Below are 21,784 nucleotides of genomic sequence, written 5' to 3'. Positions count from 1 at the left end.
TGCTTGGGGTCGTACTCTGCCTGCGGGGCGGCGGCGTGTCAACGGCTTGCCGCAAAAGAGGCGGAACGGTTAACGAAGGCGGGCGTCCAGGCTGTTCACAGGCCACCCACCAGGGGATCAACCGGCCTCGGACGCGGCCAGCAACTCCCTGGCGACAAGCGCCGTACGCAGCACCGCGACCGTCTGCGGGTCGAGCGGATCCACACCCAGCAGCCGCTTGATCAGGCCGACCCGGTAGCCCACCGAGTTGCGGTGCAGGTGCAGCCGTTCACTGACCGCCTGCCGGCTGCCCCCGGTGGCCAACCAGCAGTCCAGGGTGCGCAGCAGGTCGTCGCGGTGGGCGATCGGCCCCAGGTGCCGGTGCACGAACCAGCGCAGCCGCTCGTCCGGCACCGCCAGCAGGACCTGCGCCAGCCCGGCCTGCCCGAACGGCAGCTCGGGCCGCTCGTCCGACGAACGCAGCAGCAGCCGCAGCAGCCGGTCCGCGTCGCGGAACGAGGCCGCCGTCCGGGCCGGCCCGGTCACCAACGCCCCGGCGACCACCCGGACCTGCCCGGGGCCGACGATCTGGTCCAGCCGGGCCCGCAGCCGGGTCACCTCGCGCTCCACGTCACCGTGCAGCAGGGTCCAGGCCAGCCGCCCCTCGGCCAGCACCGGCCGGTCCAGCCAGCTCAGCGCGGACGCCCAGCGGCGCTGCTGTTCCCCGGTGTACGCGATCCCGGCGACGGCGTGCGGCTGGTCCAGCCGCCAGCCGTGCACCGCACCGGCCCGCAACAGATCCGCCTCGCCCATCCAGGGCGTCGTCGACGCTCCGGCCGGCCCGCCGGGGCCGTCGCGCAGGGCCCGCAGCACCGTCGCGGCGTCCCGTACGGCAGCCGGCGGCGACTCGTGCCGGACCGCCTCGATCAGCAGCGCGGTGGTCGCCGCCGTCGCCAGCTCCCACTGCCCGGTCGAGACCGGCTCGGCCAGCAGCAGCGCGCCGATCCGCCGGGGTCCCGCGCCGACCGCCACCGCCCGGCCGGTCCACCCGTCGGCGCAGCGGACCGTGGCCGGCACGCCCCCCGGCGGCCCCGCCCCGCCGGTCCGACCGGCGGCCAGGGCGCGGCGGACGTCGTCCGGTGCGGCGTCGCGCCCCGGACCACCCGTGCCGTCGCTGTCGGCGAGCAGTTCCCCCGTCTCGGCCACCAGCCGGCAGGCCGCGCCGGTCCGCTGCGCCACCGCAGCCAGCAGTTCCGGCCAGCCGGCGCCGCCGAACGCGAGTTCGGCGAGCCACTGGGCGAACGCGGCAGGTGGGGGCGCGGCGGCGACGGCCAGCCGCGGGCGGGCCGCCGCCAGCTCACCCGATCGGCTCACGCCGACGGTCGGTCGAGCAGCCGGACCGCGACGGCCTTCTCCTGGGTGTACTCGCGCAGCGCCGCGTAGCCGCCGCCCCGGCTGAAGCCGCTCTCCTTCTGCATGTTGAACGGGAAGCCGATCACCCCGGCGTCGTGGAACTGGTTGACCGCCACCTGCCCGGCGCGGGCCTGCCCGGCCACCCGCAGCGCGCGCGACACGTCGGTGGTCCAGATGCAGGCCAGCAGACCGAAGTCGGTGTCGTTCATCATCGCCACCGCCTCGTCGACGCCCCGGAAGCCCTGCACCGCCAGCACCGGGCCGAAGATCTCCTCGCGGGCCAGCCGCATGTCCGAGTCGACCTGGTCGAAGACGGTGGGGGCGACGTACCAGCCGTCGTCGAACGCGGCGGTGGCCGGCTCGCCACCGGTGACCAGCCGGGCCCCGGCGGCCGGGCCCTCGGCCAGGAACCCCCGGACCCGCTCGTACTGGGCCTGGCTGACCAGCGGGCCCATGTCCAGGTCCTGGTCCCAGGGGCCAGTCCGGACGGCCGCCATGCCGGCGGCGACCCGCTCGACCACCTCGGCCCGGATCGACTCCTCGACCAGCAGCCGGGAGCCGGCGTAGCAGTTCTGCCCGGCGTTCTCGGTGATCGAGGCGATGATCGCCGGGATCGCCGCGTCCAGGTCGGCATCGGCGAAGACCACGTTCGGGGACTTGCCGCCCAGTTCCAGCTTGACCGGGACGAGGTGCTGGGCGGCGGCGCGCATGACGGACCGGCCGGTCACCGTCGAGCCGACGAAGCTGATGTGGTCGATGTCGGCGTGCCCGGTGAGCGCCACCCCGGCCTCGGGACCGAGGCCGGTGACCACGTTGAGCACGCCCGGCGGCAGGCCGGCCCGGCGGCCCAGCTCGGCCAGCGCGAACGGCGACAACGGCGCGACCTCGGACGGCTTCAGCACCACCGTGTTGCCGGCGGCCAGGGCCGGGGCGACGTTGGCGGCGGTGAGCACGGCCGGCACGTTCCACGGGATGATCACCGCGCAGACGCCGTACGGCTCGGGCCGGGTGTAGCCGAAGTAGTCGGGCGTACGGGTGGGCAGGGTGACCCCGGTGAGCTTGTCAGCGGCCCCGGCGAAGTAGTCGACGATGCCCTGGGTGATGTACATGTTGAGCCGCCCGCCGGAGCGGGGTTTGCCCACGTCACGCGCCTCGTACGCGGCGAGTTCCTCGACGTGCTCGCCGATCAGCGCGGCCCAGCGCGACAGGATCGCGCCCCGCTCGCTGGGCGAGGTGGCCGCCCAGCCGGGGGCGGCCCGGCGGGCGGCGGCGACGGCGTGGTCGACGTCCACCTCGCGGGCGCGGGCCACCGACTGGATGGGCTCCCGGGTGGCGGGATCGAGCACCGGCAGCTCACCGCCGTCGGCCGCGGGGGTCCAGTCGCCGTCGACGAGCTGGCGGGCGGTGGGAATGTCCAGGTCAGCCATGTGCGAATCCTTGACCCTTCACGTTTCGCATGTCAAGATGCAATCTCGCTTTATGAGTCACTAGGAGGGCGCGTGCGGATCACAGCGGCGGTGCTGGAGAGCGCGGGAGGGCCGTTCACCCTCCAGCAGATCGACCTCGCCGACCCGGGGCCGGACGAGGTGCTGGTCCGGGTGCACAGCGTCGGGATCTGCGCCACCGACCTGGAGTTCGCCAACTTCTTCCCCACCCCGGCGGTGCTCGGCCACGAGGGCAGCGGGGTCGTCGAGCAGGTCGGCGAGCGGGTCACCGGCGTCTCCCCGGGCGACCACGTCGCGATGAGCTTCACCTCCTGCGGCGACTGCCCGCTGTGCCGGGGCGGAAACCCCGCCTACTGCCGCCAGTTCGACGCGGTCAACTTCAGCGGCCGACGGCCGGACGGCAGCTCGGCGCTGTCGCGCGACGGGCAGCAGGTCAACGGCCACTTCCTGGGCCAGTCGTCGTTCGCCAGTCACGTGGTCGCCCCGGCCCGTGCGGTGGTGCCGATCAACAAGGAGATCGACCTGGGCGTGGTCGGCCCGTTCGGCTGCGGTTTCGGTACCGGCGCCGGCGCGGTGCTCAACGTGCTGCGCCCGGAGGTCGGCTCCTCGCTGGTGGTCTTCGGCGCGGGCGCGGTGGGCGTGGCGGCGATCCTGGCCGCGCGGGCGGCCGGCTGCGCCGTCGTCGCCGCCGTCGACGTCAACACCGGCAAGCTGGACACGGCCCGGCTGCTCGGCGCCACCCACGGGGTGAACTCCACCGAGGGCGACCCGCGTGAGCTGCTGACCGCCATCGCCCCGCACGGCTTCGACGTCGCGATCGACACCACGGGCCGGGAGGACGTGCTGCGGCTGGCCGTCGAGTCGCTCGGCCCGCTCGGCCGGTGCGGCGTGGTGGGGATCGGCCCGAGCGAGCAGATGAGCTTCGAGTGGCGCAGCGTGCTCAACGGCCGCAGCATCACCGGCATCATCGGCGGCAGCAGCCTGCCGCAGGTGTTCCTGCCCAAGCTGCTGGACCTGCACGCCGCCGGCAACTTCCCGGTGGACCGCCTGATCACCCGGTTCCCCTTCACGCAGATCAACGAGGCGGTGGCGGCGCTGCGCTCCGGCGAGGTCGGCAAGGCCGTCCTGACCCTCTGAGCGGGGACGCCAACCACCCCATCGACACTTCTGCATCTCATCGTGAAACATTGTCTCGCAATGTGAGCGACATTACCCTTGGTGTCAGACCCACACCCAGTGGCGCGGCTGGGCAACACCGCGCAGCGTCCCGCACCTGTGGAGCACGTCCCGATGACCGAACAGCAGCGCACCGCCCCGGCCGGCACGCAGACCGCGACCGAAGACCGGCCCGTCGCGCCCTTCGACCACCACTCGGCCGAGTGCAACACCGACCCGGTGGGCTACTACCGGGAGTTCCGCCAGACCTGCCCGGTCGGCCGGACCGACGCGCACGGCGGCTTCGTCTACACCACCCGGTACGCCGACGTGGTCCGGATCGCCCGCGACGACGACACCTTCTCCTCCGCCCGCGCCACCGCCGGGGGTGACGGCACCGCCATCGTCATCCCCCGGGGCCCCGGCCTGGAGCAGTACCCGATCGAGCTGGACCCGCCCGCCGCGACCGGCTACCGCGACCTGATCAACCCGCTGCTCACCCAGGACGCGGTGGCCGAGCTGGCCCCGATGGTCGCCCGGCACACCACCCGCGTGGTGGACGCCTTCATCGCCGAGGGGTCGGTGGACTTCGTCCGCGACCTGACCAACCCGCTGCCGGCCGCCGTCACCCTCGACTGGCTGGGCTTCCCCGAATCCGACTGGGCCAAGCTCGCCGGCCCGATCCACGACATCTTCGCCGCGCTGCCCGGCAGCGAACGCGCCGTACGCGGGGCCGCCGGCCTGGCCTACCTCGACCAGCGCATCCGCGAGCTGATCGTCGAGCGGCGGGCCGTGCCGACCGGCGACGCGGTGAGCTACCTGGCCGCCCAGCGCCGCCCCGACGGGGAACTGTTCGACGCCGACGAGCTGGTCTCGGTCATCGGGCTGCTGATCGCCGGCGGGGTGGACACCACCACCTCGCTGACCGGCTCCACCCTGGTGCACCTGAGCCGGCACCCCGACGACCGGCAACGCCTGATCGACTCCCCCGACCTGCTGCTCACCGCCACCGACGAGTTCCTGCGGGTGTTCGCCCCGTCCCAGTCGATGGCCCGTACCGTCCGCACCGACACCGAGGTCGGCGGCTGCCCGGTCAGCGCCGGTGAGCGGGTGCTCATCCCCTGGGTCGCGGCCAACCACGACCCGGCGGTCTTCCCCGACCCGGAGCAGCTGCGGCTGGACCGCGACGCCGCCCGGCACCTGAGCTTCGGCATCGGCAGCCACCGCTGCGCCGGTGCCCACCTGGCCCGGCTGATGTTCCGCGAGATGATCACGCAGGTGCTGACCCGGCTGCCCGACTTCCGGGTGGTGGAGGAGGGGCTCGTCGCCTACCCCACCCGGGGCAACCAGAGCGGTTGGGACGCGATCCCGGCCGTCTTCACCCCGGGTCCCCGCCGCGACGCCGACGCGGCGGGGACCCGGCCCACCGCCAGCCTGACCGGCGACCGGGAACTGGTCATGGCGGGCACCGCCACCGCCACCGACGACGTGCTGGAGGTCCGCCTGGCCGACCCGACCGGCGCGGAACTGCCGCCCTGGACGCCCGGCGCGCACCTGGAGGTGCGGCTGCCGTCCGGGCGGGTCCGGCAGTACTCGCTGTGCGGCGACCCGGACGACACCCGGCACTACCGGATCGCGGCCCTGCGCGAGCCCGCCGGCCGGGGCGGTTCGGTGGAGCTGCACGCGCTCGCCCGCGCCGGCGTCACCCTGTCGGTACGCGGCCCGCGTAACCACTTCCCGCTCGTCGACGCCCCCGACTACCTCTTCCTGGCCGGGGGCATCGGGATCACCCCGATCCTGGCGATGGCTCGCGAGGCCGACCGCCGGGGCGTGCCGTTCCGGCTGGTGTACGGCGGTCGCAGCCGGGCCTCGATGGCCTTCGTCGACGAGGTGACGGCGCTCGCCGGTGACCGGGTGACCCTGCTGCCGCAGGACGAGACCGGCCTGCCCGACCTGGGGGCGCTGCTCGACTCCACCGGGCCGGACACGGCCGTCTACTGCTGCGGGCCGACCGGCATGATCGACGCGTTGGAGCGGGTCTGCGCCGCGACCGGCCGGTCGGAGCGGCTGCACGTCGAACGGTTCACCGCCGGGGACGACCTGGAGGTCGCCTTCGACCCCGCGGCGAACACCGAGTTCGAGGTGCACCTGGCGCGGACCGGGGCGACCCTGCGGGTGCCCCGCGACCGTCGCATGATCGACGTGCTGCGCGAGGTCGTGCCGGGCCTGACCTACGACTGCGAGAAGGGCTACTGCGGCGCGTGCGAGACCCGGGTGCTCGCCGGCACGCCGGAGCACCGCGACTCGCTGCTGACCGAGCAGGAGCGTACGGCCGGGCGCAGCATGATGATCTGCGTCGGGCGGTGCCGCTCGGAGCGGCTGGTGCTGGACCTGTAGGTCCTGTCCGGACGGGTCGGCCCAGGTCCCAGGGCCGGCCCGTCCGGACGTCCGTCCCCGGTGGTCGTCAGGCCGCGTTCGCCAGCGCGTCGAACGTGACCGCACGGCCGTACGGGTGACCGCACACGGACGGCCCGCCGCGCCACGACACTGGGGCGCTGCGGGCCGTCCTGACGAGGGGCCGGTGGGTCAGTTGCCCCACTCGAAGTTGGGCTCGACCGCCTCGGCGATGCGGAACCGGCCGCCCGGCGCGATCTCGCTGCCGCGCTCGGTCACCACGTGCTTGCCGAACCCGTCGACCAGCGGCCGACCGACGTCGCGCTTGAGCCACAGCCGCAGCAGGTGCCGGCGACGCTCCGGCTCCGGGAAGTCGACGTAACCGGTACGCGAGTGCAGGGCGGCGTAGTTCAGCAGCCACTGCACGTCGCCGGGCTGGAAGTCCATGTCCAGGGCCAGGCCGGGGGCCTGGGACACCTCGTCGTAGAGGTGCAGCAGCTCGATCTGCGCCTCGGTGAGCCGGGGCACCTCCGGGTAGTCCTGCGCCGAGAAGATCATCGAGCTGCCGGCGTAGGTGCTGAACACGCCGTCGACGTAGCTGCAGATCGGCGAGGTGTAGGTGCGGGCCGGGGCGTCCGGGTCCTGCCGGTGCCAGTCCCAGTGCCACGACTCGAACAGCAGCGGCGCGAGGTCGGGCCGCCGGCGCAGGATCTCGTTGTAGATCGTGGTGCCGCTGACCAGGCTGCTCGCCCCGCCGGCCTTGGCCGCCCGCAGGCACATCAGCGCGACCACGTCGGAGCTGTCGGAGTGGAACGGCAGCCGGTCACGGACCCGCGACGGCAGCGCCGACGGGTCGTCGAGGGTCTTGTTGGAGGTGGCGATGACGTGGTCGAGCACGTCACCCATCTGGTTCTGCCCCATCGGCACACCGAGGTGCAGCCCCATCAGGAAGAAGATCGCCCCGGCGAGGGTGTCGCCGTACTCCTCCGTACGCAGGCCCCGGACCAGGATGAAGCCGCGTCCGGAGTCGAGCTGGCGGGCGCATTCCTCGTTGAGGCCGGCGCAGGCCGGCAGCGGGTAGTCGGCGGCGGTCACCGTACGCAGGTCGGGGTTGTCGGCGACGAACTGGCGGCCGACGGTCTCCAGTTCGGCGCGCTCGGCGTCACTGAGCTGGTAGACCCACTCGGTCGAGGTACGCAGCTCGTCGCCGCGCCAGGCGGACGGGCCGGAGATGGGGGCGAGATCGATTGCGGTGGTCATGATGATGCGCTCCGAGGTTCGGTTCTGCGGAAACGGGTCGGTGTCCCGGGCGGACGGTGCCGCCACCGGGCTGATCAACGACGTGGGCGCTCGCCGCGTCCCGGGCGGGAGGCGGCGGGCCGATCCGTCAGAACGGGGTCTGCGGGTCCCCGGCGGCGGTCCCGGGGCGCATGCCCTCCCGCGGCGGGTGGACCCGCAGCGGCTCCTCGTAACCGCGCACCAGCAATCCAGAGCCTTGCGGAACTCGGATCATGGCGTTCTCCTGCGGCTGGCGATGATCGGTCCAGGCTAACCAACCCCCGCCGCAACGTCAACAGAGACACCATCTCGCAATACGATCTATTCTCGTCCCCGGTCGGCCCGTCGCGCCTGACCGTCCCGGGCCACCAGCGGCTCGGCCAGCAGCAGCCCGGTGACCACCCACGACGCCGCCGTCAGCCCCGGGTCCCGGGCGGGCGCACCGGAACTCAGCCGGGCAGGCGGGCGTTGAGGCGGGCGGCCTGACGGATCAGATGGTCGCGTTCGGCGAGGTGGGCAGCCCGGTGGGCAGCCTCGGCATACCACCGGGCCGCCGTCACCGGATCACCGGCCCGCTCGTGCAGGTACGCCGTCACCGCCGCGTGCCGGGGCACCGCCGGGTCCACCGCCGCGAGGGCCGCCAGCCCCGCCCGCGCCCCGTCGGCCTCCCCGACGGCCACCGCCCGGTTGAGCCGCACCACCGGGCTGTCGGCCAACCGCACGAGTTCGTCGTACCACTCGACGATCTGCACCCAGTCGGTCTCGGCGGCGACGGGCGCGTCGGCGTGCAACGCGGCGATGGCCGCCTGGGCCTGGAACTCGCCCAACCGGTCCCGGGCCAGCGCCGCCTGCAGGATGCGGACCCCCTCGGCGATCGCACCGGTGTCCCACCGGCTGCGGTCCTGCTCCGCGAGCGGGACCAGACCGCCGTCGGGCGTGGTCCGGGCCGCGCGCCGGGCGTGGTGCAGCAGCATCAGGGCGAGCAGCCCGGCCACCTCCGGATGGTCGACCAGCACGGCGAGCTGCCGGGTGAGCCGGACCGCCTCGGCCACCAGGTCGACGTCACCGGAGTAGCCCTCGTTGAAGACCAGGTAGAGCACCCGCAACACGGTGGTGACGTCGCCGGGCCGGTCGAGGCGCACCCCGGCCACCGTGCGCTTGGCCCGGCTGATCCGCTGCGCCATGGTCGCCTCCGGCACCAGGTAGGCCCGGGCGATCTGGCGGGTGGTCAGCCCGCCGACGGCACGCAGGGTCAACGCGACAGCCGACGACGGGCTCAGCGACGGATGGGCGCACAGGAAATAGAGCCGGAGCGTGTCGTCCACCTCCGACGTCGGCCCCGGCACCGGTTCCTCGACGACGAGGTCCTCGCGCCGACGGCGGGCGACGTCCGCCCGGCCCGCGTCGAGGAACCGGTGCCAGGCCACGGTGACCAGCCAGCCCTTCGGGTCCCGGGGCGGGTCGACCGGCCAGACGTCCAGCGCCCGGACCAGCGCGTCCTGCACGGCGTCCTCGGCCGCCGCGAAGTCCGCCCCGCGCCGCACGAGCACCCCGATCACCTCCGGGATGAGCCGGCGCAGCAGGTCACCGTCCACCTGTCACTCGGTGACGGTCGGCGGCGCGGTCAGGAACGGGCGCAGCTCCAGCCACTCGTGGATCGGCCTCCCACCCGCCCCCGGCGCGGCGGACAGCTCCCCGGCCAGCTCGACGGCCCGGTCGTAGCTGTCCACGTCGATCACCATCCACCCGGCGACGAGATCCTTGGTCTCGGCGAACGGCCCGTCGGTGACCGGCGGACGGCCCGGCCCGTCGTACCTGACGAACGTCCCCTCGGGGGCGAGGGCCTGACCGTCGACGAACTCGCCGGTGCCCTCCAGCCGGGCCGCGAAGTCGTTCATGTATTGCACATGGGCGGTGACCTCCTCGGGCGTCCACTTGTCCATCGGGACGTCGTTGACCGCGGGTGGGGCACCCCGGTAGTGCTTGAGCAGCAGGTACTTTGCCATCAGGTCTCTCCTCGGTGCCGGCGCGACCCCCATTCTGGCCGCGTTCACCCCGGGGACGACGCCGGTCCGTCGTTCTCGACATCGGTGGCGGAACTTTTTCTCCGGCCGGAGTGTCGGGACCCGGCACGGCTCACCTGTCGACAAGTTGCCGGACCCGCAGGCGGCGGATACCCGAGGCCCGCTCCGGCACCTCGGGCGACCGGGTGGCGGGCAGCCGGACGGTGAAGACCGCCCCCCGGTGCGGCCGGCCCTCGGCTTCGATCGTGCCCCGGTGGCTCGTCACGACCTCCTGGAGCAGGGCCAGCCCCAGCCCGAACCGGTGCTCACCGGAACCCCCGCCCCGGTGGAAGCGGTCGAAGATGCGCCGCGCGTCGGCCTGGTCGAACCCGACCCCGGTGTCGGCGACCACGAACTCGACGTAGTCGCCGCCGGCCCGCAACGACACGTCGATCCGGCCGCCGGGCGGGGTGTGGGCGAGCGCGTTCGCCAGCAGCTCACCGGCCACCCGGCGCAGCGCCGACGCGACCCCCGGCACCGGCAGCGACCCGTCGGGCAGGTCGGCGGCGAGGGTGACCTGCCGTTCGGCGGCCCGTTCCGTCTCGGCGGCGACGGCCGCCCCGACGAGCGCGGTCAGGTCGACCGGAGGGTACGGGCGGCGGTCGGCGGGAGCGGCGGCGAGCTGGGCGGAGAGCAACAGGTCGTCGACGATCTCGCCCAGCCGGCGGGTGCCGCCGATCAGCCGGTCGAGATCCTCCAGGCTGGTGACGCCGCCCCCGGTCCGCGCCCGCCGCGCCATCAACTGGGCGCGGATGTGCACCTGGGCGATCGGGGTCCGCAGCTCGTGGCTGGCGTCGGCGATGAACCGCCGCTGCCGGGTCAGCGCCTCGGCCAGCGGTGCGACGGCCCGCCGCCCGACCAACGCGCCGGTCAGCACCGCGACGAACAGCCCGACCGTGGCGGCGAGGCTGAACGCCAGCAGCAGGTGCCGGCGGTCGGACAGTTGGAACCGCGCGTCGAACACCGCCTGCACGACCACCCCGTCGCTGCGTGACTCGGTGCGCACGTGGTAGGTGGTGCCGTTGCGGGTCACGGCGGTGACCTCGGTGATCCCGGTGGCGGCCACCGACCGCAGCGCCCCGGTCAACGGGAAACCCGCAGGCGGCGGGTTGAGACCGGTGTCGGTGGTCAGCCCGTTGTACCGGAACACCCAGCTGCACGCCGGCGGACCGGGGATGGTCGCGTGCCGGGTGCCCCAGGCCAGCTCCCGGTGGATCTGCGCCTCCTGGCTGCGGACCAGGACGGCGTACGAGATGCCGCCGGCCAGCAGCAGCAGGGCGCTGATGGCCAGCCCCACCAGCAGCCCGATCCGCAGTCGGGCCCGGCGTACCATCGACTGCTCAACCAGCTCCATCACAGCGCTCCGAGTCGGTAGCCGAGCCCGTGCACGGTACGGATCACCGACCGGCCGAGTTTGCGGCGCAGGTAGTAGACGTAGGTGTCGACCAGCGACGTCGCGGCGGCCTCGTCGAAGACCCGGCGGCGCAACTCACCCCGGGAGTGCACGGTGCTCGGCCGGGCCGCCAGCACCCGCAGCAGCTCGAACTCCCGGGCGGACAGCGCCACCCGGGTGCCGTCGGCCAGCACCACGTCGTGCGAGGTCAGGTCGAGCCGCCCGGTGCCGATGCGCAGCACGGTGGTGGACTCCGCGCCGCGCCGGCACAACGCCCGGACCCGGGCGCTCAGCTCGTCCAGGTCGAACGGCTTGCCGAGGTAGTCGTCGGCGCCGGCGTCCAGCCCGGCGATCCGGTCACCTACCCCACCGAGCGCGGTGAGCATCAGCGCCCGGGTCGGGACGGCCCGGGACCGCAGCCGGGCGACCAGGTCGAGACCGTCCAACACCGGCAGCATCCGGTCCACGACCAGCACGTCGTAGCTGCGGGTGAGCCCCAGGTGCAGGCCACGCTGGCCGTCGGCGGCCCGGTCGACGAGGAACCCCTCACAGCTCAGTGTCTCGGTGAGCAGGTCGGCCAGTTCCTCGTCGTCCTCGACCAACAGCAACCGGTTAGGTCCTCCCCCGTGCATGCCTCCACAATCCCACAGGGCAGGCCCAAAAAGTGATAACTATCTTTTTGTCATTTCACCGTGGCGAGTGCCGGTGTCCGGACGGCGTCGCCCCGACGGGCCTCCCGGCGCTCGATCCAACTCAGCAGCGGAGTCGTCATCATCGTGGTGATCAGCGCCACCAGCACCAGCACGGTGAACAGCGAGGCGTTCACGATGCCCGCCTCCAGACCGACGTTGAGCGCGATGAGCTGCATCAGACCCCTGGCGTTCATCAACGCGCCCACCCGCAACGCGACGCCCTGCGACTCGCCCCGGAGCCGGGCCGCCGCCCAGCAGGCACCGAACTTGCCGACGATCGCCGCCGTCACGCAGGCCACCGCGAACAGCAGCACCGGCGCGCTGCCCAGCAACCCGAACTCCGTACGCAGCCCCGAATAGGTGAAGAACAGCGGCAGGAAGACCGTCGCGGCGACCGGGGTGAGGGTGTCCACCACCCGGTCGGTGTTGGCGGTGTGCGGCATCACCACGCCGACCGCGAACGCGCCGAACACCGCGTACAGGCCGATCTCGTCGGTGTACCAGGCGACCAGGAAGAGCAGGGCCACCGTGCCGAGCACGCGGGCGGAGTCGTTGAGGCGGGAACTGGTCATCAACGCCGTGGTCACCCGCGGCCCGCACAGCCACAGCACCAGCGCGAACAGCACCGCCCCACCGGCGGTGACCACCGCCGGCCCGGCCCGGCCGGAGGCGAACGCCAGCACCACGGCCAGCATGATCCAGGCGACCATGTCGTCGAGCGCGCCACTGGCCAACGACAACGTGCCGTGCCGGGTGCCGGCCTGTCCGCGTTCGGTGATGATCCGCGCCAGCATCGGGAAGGCGGTGATGGCCAACGCCACCCCCACGAACGCGGCCGACACCCCGATCGACGTCCCGTCGGCCCGCATCGGCACGGCGTCCGCGGTGACCACGACCAGCCCCACCCCGAGGACCAGCGGCGCGGTCACCCCGGCCAGCGACACCAGGCCGGCGGTGCCGACCAGGCCGGTGACCCGGTGGGCGCTGAAGGCGTACCCGGCCTGGAACATGAACAGCACCAGGCCGACCTGGCCCACCACGTACAGGACCGGCAGCAGCGCGGCCGGGAACAGGGCGTCCTTCACCTCCGGCAGCACGAACCCGAGCAGCGACGGGCCCAACAGCACACCGGCGAGCATCTCGCTGACCACGGCGGGCTGCCCCACCCGGCCGAGCAGCCAGGCCACCGCCTTGCAAAAGATCAGGATCACCGCGACCGCGATGAAGAACCGTGGAGCCAACTGGGTGGGGGTCACCGGACCGCCTCCTCGAAGTAGTTGGTGCACAACCGTTGTCGCCGGGCGTCGACGACCATCCAGGCGCCGAACACCAGTTGCCGGACACTGCGCCCCACGTCGGCCCAGCGGTCCCGCCCCCGCATCGCGGCCAACCGCAGCCACCCCGGACCGGCCACCCCGGCCGGGGTCAGGTACGCCGGACCCCGGCTGGGCAGGGACCGGCTGTGCGCGGCCGAGGACGCCAGGGCGTACCGGCGCAACACCTCGCGGGTCGCGGCGCGCAGCATCACCGGCGCGACCCCGCGCGCCGGGCAGGCCCGGTTCGCGGTGACGCCGTACGGGATGAACCGGGCGTCGCGGCGGCGCAGCGTGCGCCACCGGTCCGGGTCGAACCGTTCGTCGCCGGGGGGTCCGCTGCGCTGGAAGGCCAGGTAGTTGAAGAGCAGCACCGACCCGGCCGGCAGGGTCACTCCGGAGGGCAACCCGATCGGCGCGGAGGTGATCCGGTGCGCGACGCCGAACAGCGGGTGCAGCCGCAGCGTCTCGTCGATCACCCGGTCCAACGCGTCGTCGTCGTCCAGACCCCGTTGCAGGTCCGGCCGGTTGGCCAGGGCCAGCAGCACGTGCGCCATCGCCTCGGACATCTGCACCACCGCCGTGGTGCCGAACGCGCCGTGCAGGTACCAGGCCGTCTCCTCGGTGGTGAACGGGGCCGGCAACGTCACCGGGCAGGTGCCCGCCTCGACCCGCCCACGCAGGTAGCGGGTCAACGGGTCCCGCCGGTCCATGTGCCGCAGCCCGGTGCACTTCAGCGCGGCGGCCACGTCGGCGGCGTTGGCGACGAACAGCGCCCGGACCTCCGGCGGGCACACCTCACCGAAGATCAGCTCGTGGTAGACCTCCGCCCACACCGGCATCATCAGGTCCCGCAGCCGGACGTGGACCCGCCCGGCCGGCAACTCGTCGAGCACCCGCCGGGTGGCGGCGGTGGCCAGCGCGTCGGCGCGCTGGGGTCGCACCGCGAGCACCTGCCGGGTCACCCCGGCCACCGTCCGGTACCGCTCCCCCGGCTCCAGGTGCTCCTGGTGCATGTGCGGGCCGGGCGACAGCCAGTACCAGAACAGGTCGGACAGGCCGGCGCCCCGGCTGCGCCCGTCAGCCGCCGGATCGGCGTACAGCCGCTCGAAGTCCTCGACGTCGACGAGCGGGCCGGGCACCGGGATGCCCTCCCCGCCGTTGACCCGGGCGAACACCCACTGCCGCAGCCGCACCACCGCCGCCGGCAGCCACCGGGGCAGGGTCCAGGCCACCCCGAGCACGACCAGCGCGCCGCACAGCACCGGCGCGCTCACGCCGGGGCTCCCGTGGTGACCAGATCGGCGCTCAGGTCCCCCGGCCGTGCGGCACCCACCAGCGCCAACGCCCGGTCGAGGTCGGCGCGCAGCAGGTCGAGCACGTGCCGCACCCCGGCCGCGCCGCCCACCGCCAGCCCCCACAGCACCGGACGGCCGACCAGCACGGCCGTCGCCCCGAGCGCCAACGCGACCAGCACGTCGACGCCGCGCCGCAGGCCACCGTCGACCAGCACCGGCAGCCGCCCGCCGACGGCCGCCACGACGGCCGGCAACGCGTCCAGGGTGGCCGTCACCCCGTCGAGTTGCCGGCCGCCGTGGTTGGAGACCACCACCCCGTCCACCCCGTGCTCGACGGCCAGCCGGGCGTCCTCGGGATGCAGCACCCCCTTGAGCAGGATCGGCACGGTGGTGAGCCGGCGCAGCCGGGCGACCAGCTCCCAACCCACCCGGGCGGTCATCTCGATATCCCGGACCCGGCCGTCCGCGTCACGCATGTTCTCGCAGACCAGGCCGGGTGGCAGGTCGACGAATCCGTGCCGCAGGTCGCGCTCGCGCCGACCGAACACGGGCGAGTCGACCGTCACGACCAGGGCCCGGCAGCCGGCGGCCACCGCCCGCCGGACCACGGTGGTGGTGAACTCCAGGTCGGTGTGCGGGTAGAGCTGGAACCACAGCGGCCCGCCGGCCGCCGCGATCTGCTCGACCGGCCGGGTGGCCGCCATGCTCACCACCATGACCGTGCCGGCGTCGGCGGCGGCCCGGGCGGTGGCCAGCTCGCCGTCGGGGTGGGCCAGCCGGTGGAACGCGGTCGGCGCGACCAGCACCGGCATCGAGACCTCGCTGCCGAGCAACGAGATCCGCAGGTCCCGGTCGCCGGTGCCGCGCAGCACCCGGGGCACCAGGAAGCGCCGGGCGAAGGCCGCCTCGTTGGCCCGCAGGGTCCGCTCGTCGCCCGCGCCGCCGGCGAAGAAGTCCCAGTGCACCGGGTCGAGGCGACGCCGGGCGACGGTGGCCACGTCGGCCAGGTTCAGCGCCACCTCGTCGAGGGCCGGCACGTCAGTCCCCGGCCCCGCGCAGGCACCTGTCGACGAAGGCGGCCAACGGTGTCACGTGCACCTGCGGCCGGTCCCACCGGTTCTCCAGGTTCTCCGCCAGGTGGTGGGTCGCGACGACCTGCCCCGCCCGGTGGTGACGCACCACCGGATGCAGGTACGCCGCGTCGTGGGCCTGGCCGACGACGTCCTGGGCGACCCGTCTCACCGTGACGTCGAACGGGTCCACCTGGTCGTGCTCCGGGCCGTACTCCAGGGTGACCACGAACGCGTCGGAGTAGTCGTGGTCGGCGGTGCGCAGGCCGGTCTCGGTGAAGTAGTCCACCGGCACCTCCTCGTGGTAGCGCGCGTCGGCGTCGGCGACGGTCACCACGTCGGCGAGGACGTCGAACTGCTGCCACAGCGCGGAGGTGCGGTTGACCCGGGCGATGATCGCGTCGGCGATCGACGCCCCGTTCGCGTCCAGCTTCTCCGTCGGCCACGGCGTGTCCCCGTACCGGCGTTCGAGGATGCGGTGCAGGGCCCGCACGGCGTACCGGAAACCGTGGATGAACCCGTTGGTCGAGCGCTTGAAGTCCCGCTGCTGGGTGATGGTGCCGGCGAAGAACAGGTCGGGCACGTTCACCGACTCCCACTGTGCGGTCTGGGCCGGGAAGCGGTCCCGGATCGCCAATTCCGGCCGGCACGACCCGTCGAAGATCGACGCGTCGAAGGCGAACCCGGTGCAGACCAGCACCCGGTCGTAGCGCAGCTCCTTGGTCACCTCGTCGGCGCGGGAGAACGCGAACGTCACCGTGTAGCCGTCGGCGTCGCGGGTGATCCGCCGGACGGTGCCGTCCAGGATCGCGTTGGCCGACTTGAGCTGGTAGGTGTCGAGGAAGTTGTTGTTCACCGCCCGCAGGTGCCCCACGTAGTGGGTGCGCCAGGCCATCCGCACCGAGCTGGGCCCGGCCAGGTGGATCAGGGTGGTGGTCTCCATCAGGTTGTCCGCCGTCTCGAACGCGGAGTTGCCCTTGCCGATGATCAGCACCTTCTGGTCGAGGTAGTCGCGCGGGTCGACGGGCATGTCCGCGTACTGCTCGGCCAGCTCCAGCCCGGGAATGTCCGGCAGGTACGGCCGGGACACGCCGGTGGCGACGACCACCCGCCGGGCCCGGAACGTCTCCCCGGCGTGCACCTCGAAGATCCCGTCCACCTTGGACACCGAGGTCACCCGCGCGCCGTAACGCACCTTCACCCCGGTCTTCGCGGCGAAGTCGGCCAGGTAGCGGACCATCACGTCGGCGTCCGGGAAGTACCGCTGCGTGTACGTGGTGAACCGCAGCGCCGGATCGTCGGTGAGCAGCGAGTTCCAGTCCAGCCGCAGGTTGAGCTCCGGATCGTCGGAGCCGGTGTGCGGCTTGTTGATGGAGATCAGTTGCCGGTGCCGGGGGTAGGTGGCGAAGAACGCGCCCGGGACGTCCGCGCCCTCCAGCACCAGGTAGTCGCGCCGGCCGTCGGCTTCCAGCAGGGCGGCCAGTTGCAGGCCGGCGGGGCCGGCTCCGATGATCAGACAGTCAAGCGTCACGACGGCCATCCAGGGTGAGAGGGGTCAACGGAAGTTCCAGTGCGTCCATCACGTCGGCGGCCCGCCGGACGTCACCGTCGAGCGGTCGGTCCGGGTCGACCGGGGGGATCGCCGCGACCAGCGCCGCCAGCGCCGCGCCGCAGCCCGGCGCGGTGGGCGTACGGGCACCCACGTACGCGGCCTGACGCAACCCCAGCGCCAGCGAGCCGACGATCAGGCGCAGCAGCCCGGCCTGGTCGAAGACCCGCAGGGCGGCCTGGGTGCCGAGCGGGATGACGTCCTGGTTGTGCAGGTTGGTCGGCAGGCTCTGCATGCTCGCCGGCATGGCGTCGCGGCGGATCTCGGCGATCAGCGCGGTGGAGGCCAACTGCACCCCCTGGAGCCCGTGCTGCTGCCCCGGGCCGGCGGCCAGCATCGGCGGCAGGCCACCGTTGCGGTGCGGGTCGACGAGCAGGTCGAGTTGCCGCTCGACGAGGTTGCCGACCTGCGCCACCACCATCGACAGCAGGTCGGCGGCGAACGCGGCGGGCTGGCCGAAGAAGTTGCCGCCGTGCACCACCAGGTCGTCGTCGGGGAAGAACAGCGGATTGTCGCTGACGCTGCCCAGGTCGGCGGTGACCACGGAATCGACATGGCGCAGCGCGTCCTCGGCCGCGCCGAGCAGCTGCGGGGCGCACCGGATGCTGTACGGCTCCTGCAACGCGCGCTTGCCCGACGGGACGAGCCCCTCGCTGACCTGCCGCATCCGCGCGCCCACGGCGATCGCCCCCGGGTGCCCGTACGCGCGCAGCAGCCGGGCGTCGAGGAACTGCGGGTCGCAGCCGAGCAGGTCGGCCAGCAGGCAGGTGAGCACCTGCGCCGACCGGTGCGCGGCGCGGACCGCGGACAACGCCAGCGCCGTCGCCGCGGTGGTCAGCGAGGTGCCGTTGACCAGTGCCAGGGCGTCGCGGCCGTCCAGCGGCAACGGGGTCAGGCCGGCCTGCTCCAGCGCCTGCGCCGCCGGCAGGCGTACCCCGTCGAGGTAGGCGTGGCCGCGACCGCGCAGCGCCTGGGCCGCCGCGCCCAGCGGGATCAGGTCACCGCTCGCGCCGACCGAACCCCACCGCGGCACGGCGGGCACGAAGCTGGTGCCGAGCATCGCCGCCAGCGCGTCGACGACGTGCGGGGACACCCCGGACGCGCCCCGCGCCAGCGACCAGGCCCGGACCAGCACGGTCGCCCGGACGATCTCGGGGGCGAGATCCGGGCCGTGGCCCGCGCCGAGGTGGGCGAGGGTGTTGTCGGCCTGGTCGCGCAGGTCGGCCCGGCCGGCGTACCCGACGAGGGCACCGAAACCGGTGGTGCTGCCGTACACCGCGCGGTCCTCGCCGAGCACCTCGGACAGGAACGTGCGGGTGTGCGTGACCCGGTCGCGGACCTGCGGCCCGACCACGACCCGGACCGGGTCGCGGGCGGCGCTCAGGTCGGCGATCCGCAGCGGCGCCGCGAGATCAACCTCTGTCGTCATGCGACCGGACCCTAGAGAGCGATTCTCAGAACGCTCTGAAATCGGGCCGATACGGTGCGCCGCATGACGCTCGACTACCTGATCATCGGAGCCGGGCCGGCCGGGCTCCAACTCGCCGCCCTGCTGGAGCGCGACGGCCGCGACCATCTGGTGCTGGAGGCCGGACCGACGCCGGGCACGTTCTTCGGCCGCTACCCGCGGCACCGCCAGTTGATCTCCATCAACAAGGTCTGGACCGGTTCCGACGATCCGGAGTTCAACCTGCGCTCCGACTGGAACTCGCTGCTCACCGACGATCCGGCGCTGCTGTTCCGCAACTTCAGCCGGCGCTACTTCCCCGACGCCGACGACATGGTGCGCTACCTCGCCGCCTTCGCCGACGGGCTGCGGGTCCGCTACGACACCCGGGTCACCCGGATCGCCCACGACGGCGACCTGTTCACCGTCGAGGCCGGCGGCGACAAGCTGACCGCCCGCCGGGTCGTCGTGGCCACCGGCGTCTCCCAGCTGTACGTGCCGCCGATCGAGGGCGTCGACCTCGCCGAACGCTACGACACCGTCAGCGTCGACCCGGACGACTTCACCAACCAGCGGGTCCTGATCATCGGCAAGGGCAACTCGGCCTTCGAGACCGCCGACGCCCTGGTCGAGACCGCCGCCGTCATCCACGTCGCCGGCCCGCACTCGATCCGGCTGGCCTGGCAGACGCACTACGTCGGGCACCTGCGCGCGGTGAACAACAACTTCCTCGACACCTACCAGCTCAAGTCGCAGAACGCCGTCCTCGACGGCACCGTCGAGCGGATCGCCCGCCGCGACGACGGCGGCTACCGGATCGACTTCCGGTACGCCCGTACCCGCGAGTCGCTGCGGCAGCTCGACTACGACCGGATCATCCTGTGCACCGGTTTCCGGTTCGACGCGGACATCTTCGACCCGTCGGCGCGGCCCCGGCTGGTCATCAACGACCGCTTCCCCGAGCAGACCTCCGGCTTCGAGTCGGTGAACGTGCCCGGCCTGTACTTCGCCGGCACCCTCACCCAGCAGCGCGACTTCAAACGCTCCACCAACGGCTTCATCCACGGCTTCCGGTACGGCGTACGCGCCCTGCACCGGATGCTGAACGCCAGGCACCACGGCACGCCGTGGCCGTCGACCACCCTGGACGCCACCCCCGAGGCGATCACGGATGCGATCATCGCCCGGATCAACCGCACCTCCGCGCTGTGGCAGCAGTTCACCGTCCTCGGCGACGTCGTCGTGATCGCCGACGGTGTCGCGCGCTACCACGAGGAGGTGCCGGTGGCCTACCTGCACGACGGCGGCCTGGGACCCGAGCCGTTCGCGGTGGTGACCACCCTGGAGTACGGCCCGGACCACGACCAGGTCGACCCGTTCGACATCACCGTGCCCCGGATCGCCGAGAACGACGCCGAACGCGCCCACGACGCCAGCTACCTGCACCCCGTCGTCCGGGTGCACCGGGGCGGGCGGCTCGTCGCCACCCACCACCTCGCCGAGAACCTGGAGAACAACTGGGACCTGCCCGGCGTGCACCAGCAACCCCTGGCGCTGTTCCTCAAGGGCGTCCTGTCCGATGCCGGCTGAGCACGACAACGACGGCCGTCGCGCGGCGGAGCACCAGCACGCCGACCGCCGCGCGACGGGGCCCGGCCACCACGGCGGGCACGACCGGACCGGTCGCGGGTCGGCGGACCGCGACCGGGCCGGGGCCACCGCCGGTGGTGAGCTGTGGCCGCAGCCCGTGCTGCGGCTGCTCACCACCGGCGGTGACCGGCCGGTCTTCGAGGACGGCGACCGGACCGTCGGCGCGGCCGAACTGGCGGACCTGGTCCGGCGGACCGCCAGCGGCCTGCGCGCCGCCGGCATCGGGCCGGGTCGCGCGGTGGCGCTGCGGATCGGGGTCACCCCGGAGGCGCTCGCCGGTGTCCTCGCCGCGTTCACCGTCGGCGCCCGGGTCTCCGGCATCCGGCCCGAGCTGACCCCGGCGCAACTCGACCGGCTGCTGGCCAGCGATGACGCGCTGCTCGTCGACGACGCCCGACTCGCCACCCTGGCCCGGACCCGCGACGACGGCAGCCCCCTGGTCGCCGCCGGCCGGCCCGGTGACGTCGCCCGGATCACCTGGACCAGCGGCAGCACCGGCCACCCCAAGGGCTGCGCCCAGACGTACGCGGCGATGAGCGCGGCCTGGGCGGCCCACCCCGACCGGTGGCCGCCGGCAATCGCCGAGCTCGCCCCCCGGCTGGGGCGCTACCTGGTCTTCGGCTCGCTGAGCAGCCAGGTGATGCTGGAGTACGGCATCCTCACCCTGGCCGCCGGGGGAACCCTGGTCGCCGCCCGCCCGCCCGGCTTCCCCGGCATGATCACCAGGCACCGGGCCACCGCGAGCGTGATCACCGTCGGCAAGCTGCACCAGCTCGTCCGCGACCAGCGCGCCGACCCGGTCGACCTGGGCAGCCTGCGGGCGCTCCTGGTCTCCGGATCACCGCTCACCGCGTCCCGGCTCGCCGAGGCGCTCGACGTGCTCGGCCCGGTCGTCTTCCACGGCTACGGGCAGACCGAGACCGGCATGATCGCGATGGTCACCCCGGCCGAGCTGCTGGCCGACCCGGGCCGGCTCGCCTCGGTCGGACGCGCGCCCGAGGTGGTCGACCTGTCCATCCGCGACGCCGACGGCCGGCCGGCCACCGAGGGCGAACTCTTCGTCCGGACCCCGGCACAGGCCGACGCCTACTGGGGCGACCCGGCCGAGAGCGCCGAGGTGTTCACCGACGGCTGGGTACGCACCCGCGACCTGGCCCGGTTGGATGCCAACGGCTACCTGCACCTGTCCGGCCGGGCCCGGGACGTGATCATCGTCAACGCGAACCTGGTGTACGCCGGTCCGATCGAACGGGAGCTCGCCGCCGACCCCGCCGTCGCCGAGGCGTACGTGGTCAGCCGTCCCGACGACGTCACCGGCGAGGCGGTGCACGCGTACGTGGTGCCGGCGGCCGGCCACCCGTTGGACGTCGGCCGGTTGCGCGCCCGGGTCGCGGCGGCCCTCGGTGCGGCCGCCGTCCCGACGACCGTCGAGGTGATCACCGGGGTGCCGGTGGGGCCGAGCGGCAAACCGGACAAGCGCGCCCTGGGCGTGGGAGTCGGTTCCTGAGCGGCGGCCACCGTTTCCGCGCGACCGGCGGCGTCGGCGCTGCCCGCAGAGCGCGGCGGCCCGGACCACCCACCCCGG

Annotated in this window: 16 protein-coding genes; 4 read left to right on the top strand and 12 right to left on the bottom strand. The window is 73.5% G+C overall.

Features of this window, described 5'->3' with window-relative positions:
- Window positions 1–117: 117 nt before the first annotated feature.
- Together ACWCHM_RS08350 and ACWCHM_RS08345 are read right to left on the bottom strand one after the other, a co-directional pair.
- The gene (locus ACWCHM_RS08350) at window positions 118–1,353 is read right to left on the bottom strand and encodes a PucR family transcriptional regulator (protein WP_454221946.1); all 1,236 of its coding nucleotides are present in this window, start codon (window positions 1,351–1,353) and stop codon (window positions 118–120) included.
- Entirely contained in the window at window positions 1,350–2,819 is a 1,470-nt protein-coding gene (locus tag ACWCHM_RS08345) for an aldehyde dehydrogenase family protein (protein ID WP_454221945.1), read from the bottom strand. Before ACWCHM_RS08345 ends, ACWCHM_RS08350 begins: the two co-directional genes overlap by 4 nt.
- A gap of 72 nt (window positions 2,820–2,891) precedes the next feature.
- Between ACWCHM_RS08345 and ACWCHM_RS08340 the strand changes: the two genes are divergently transcribed.
- Window positions 2,892–3,974: an NAD(P)-dependent alcohol dehydrogenase gene (locus tag ACWCHM_RS08340; RefSeq protein WP_454221944.1), complete on the top strand. Its 1,083-nt coding sequence runs from the start codon at window positions 2,892–2,894 to the stop codon at window positions 3,972–3,974.
- Window positions 3,975–4,055: 81 nt separating this feature from the next.
- On the top strand, window positions 4,056–6,389 hold the full coding sequence (locus tag ACWCHM_RS08335; protein WP_454221942.1) for a cytochrome P450/oxidoreductase: 2,334 nt from the start codon (window positions 4,056–4,058) through the stop codon (window positions 6,387–6,389).
- Between the two features lie 189 nt (window positions 6,390–6,578).
- Here ACWCHM_RS08335 and ACWCHM_RS08330 read toward each other — a convergent pair whose 3' ends face one another.
- The 10 genes from ACWCHM_RS08330 to ACWCHM_RS08285 form a co-directional block, all read right to left on the bottom strand.
- A complete protein-coding gene (locus tag ACWCHM_RS08330; protein WP_204961588.1) occupies window positions 6,579–7,646 on the bottom strand; it encodes a TauD/TfdA family dioxygenase in 1,068 nt (355 codons plus the stop codon).
- Window positions 7,647–8,113: 467 nt separating this feature from the next.
- Window positions 8,114–9,259 (bottom strand): RNA polymerase sigma factor, encoded by a 1,146-nt coding sequence (locus ACWCHM_RS08325; protein ID WP_454221941.1) that lies wholly within the window; start codon window positions 9,257–9,259, stop codon window positions 8,114–8,116.
- Window positions 9,260–9,262: 3 nt separating this feature from the next.
- The gene (locus tag ACWCHM_RS08320; RefSeq protein WP_281896466.1) at window positions 9,263–9,670 is read right to left on the bottom strand and encodes a YciI family protein; all 408 of its coding nucleotides are present in this window, start codon (window positions 9,668–9,670) and stop codon (window positions 9,263–9,265) included.
- A gap of 130 nt (window positions 9,671–9,800) precedes the next feature.
- Entirely contained in the window at window positions 9,801–11,081 is a 1,281-nt protein-coding gene (locus ACWCHM_RS08315) for a sensor histidine kinase (RefSeq protein ID WP_421488076.1), read from the bottom strand.
- Complete coding sequence (locus ACWCHM_RS08310; protein ID WP_239486328.1) at window positions 11,081–11,728, bottom strand: response regulator transcription factor; 648 nt, start codon at window positions 11,726–11,728, stop codon at window positions 11,081–11,083. Before ACWCHM_RS08310 ends, ACWCHM_RS08315 begins: the two co-directional genes overlap by 1 nt.
- A gap of 74 nt (window positions 11,729–11,802) precedes the next feature.
- Entirely contained in the window at window positions 11,803–13,068 is a 1,266-nt protein-coding gene (locus ACWCHM_RS08305) for a cation:proton antiporter (RefSeq protein ID WP_421488075.1), read from the bottom strand.
- Window positions 13,065–14,402 (bottom strand): cytochrome P450, encoded by a 1,338-nt coding sequence (locus tag ACWCHM_RS08300; protein ID WP_454221940.1) that lies wholly within the window; start codon window positions 14,400–14,402, stop codon window positions 13,065–13,067. Before ACWCHM_RS08300 ends, ACWCHM_RS08305 begins: the two co-directional genes overlap by 4 nt.
- A complete protein-coding gene (locus tag ACWCHM_RS08295; protein ID WP_421488074.1) occupies window positions 14,399–15,460 on the bottom strand; it encodes an alpha-hydroxy acid oxidase in 1,062 nt (353 codons plus the stop codon). Before ACWCHM_RS08295 ends, ACWCHM_RS08300 begins: the two co-directional genes overlap by 4 nt.
- Before the next feature lies 1 nt (window position 15,461).
- Complete coding sequence (locus ACWCHM_RS08290) at window positions 15,462–17,024, bottom strand: NAD(P)-binding domain-containing protein (RefSeq protein ID WP_204961581.1); 1,563 nt, start codon at window positions 17,022–17,024, stop codon at window positions 15,462–15,464.
- Window positions 17,014–18,531: an aromatic amino acid ammonia-lyase gene (locus tag ACWCHM_RS08285; RefSeq protein ID WP_281896457.1), complete on the bottom strand. Its 1,518-nt coding sequence runs from the start codon at window positions 18,529–18,531 to the stop codon at window positions 17,014–17,016. Before ACWCHM_RS08285 ends, ACWCHM_RS08290 begins: the two co-directional genes overlap by 11 nt.
- A gap of 63 nt (window positions 18,532–18,594) precedes the next feature.
- Here ACWCHM_RS08285 and ACWCHM_RS08280 point away from each other — a divergent pair, with 63 nt between their 5' ends.
- Together ACWCHM_RS08280 and ACWCHM_RS08275 are read left to right on the top strand one after the other, a co-directional pair.
- Window positions 18,595–20,139, top strand: coding sequence for an NAD(P)-binding domain-containing protein (locus ACWCHM_RS08280; RefSeq protein ID WP_454221939.1), 1,545 nt, complete (start codon window positions 18,595–18,597; stop codon window positions 20,137–20,139).
- Window positions 20,129–21,706: a class I adenylate-forming enzyme family protein gene (locus ACWCHM_RS08275; protein ID WP_454221938.1), complete on the top strand. Its 1,578-nt coding sequence runs from the start codon at window positions 20,129–20,131 to the stop codon at window positions 21,704–21,706. The genes ACWCHM_RS08280 and ACWCHM_RS08275 overlap by 11 nt, the downstream gene beginning before the upstream one ends.
- Window positions 21,707–21,784: the final 78 nt, after the last annotated feature.

The sequence above is a fragment of the Micromonospora sp. SCSIO 07396 genome (genome assembly GCF_053667945.1).
The sequence above is the reverse complement of the archived record's forward strand: the minus strand, read 5'-3'. Positions and strand labels throughout refer to the sequence as shown.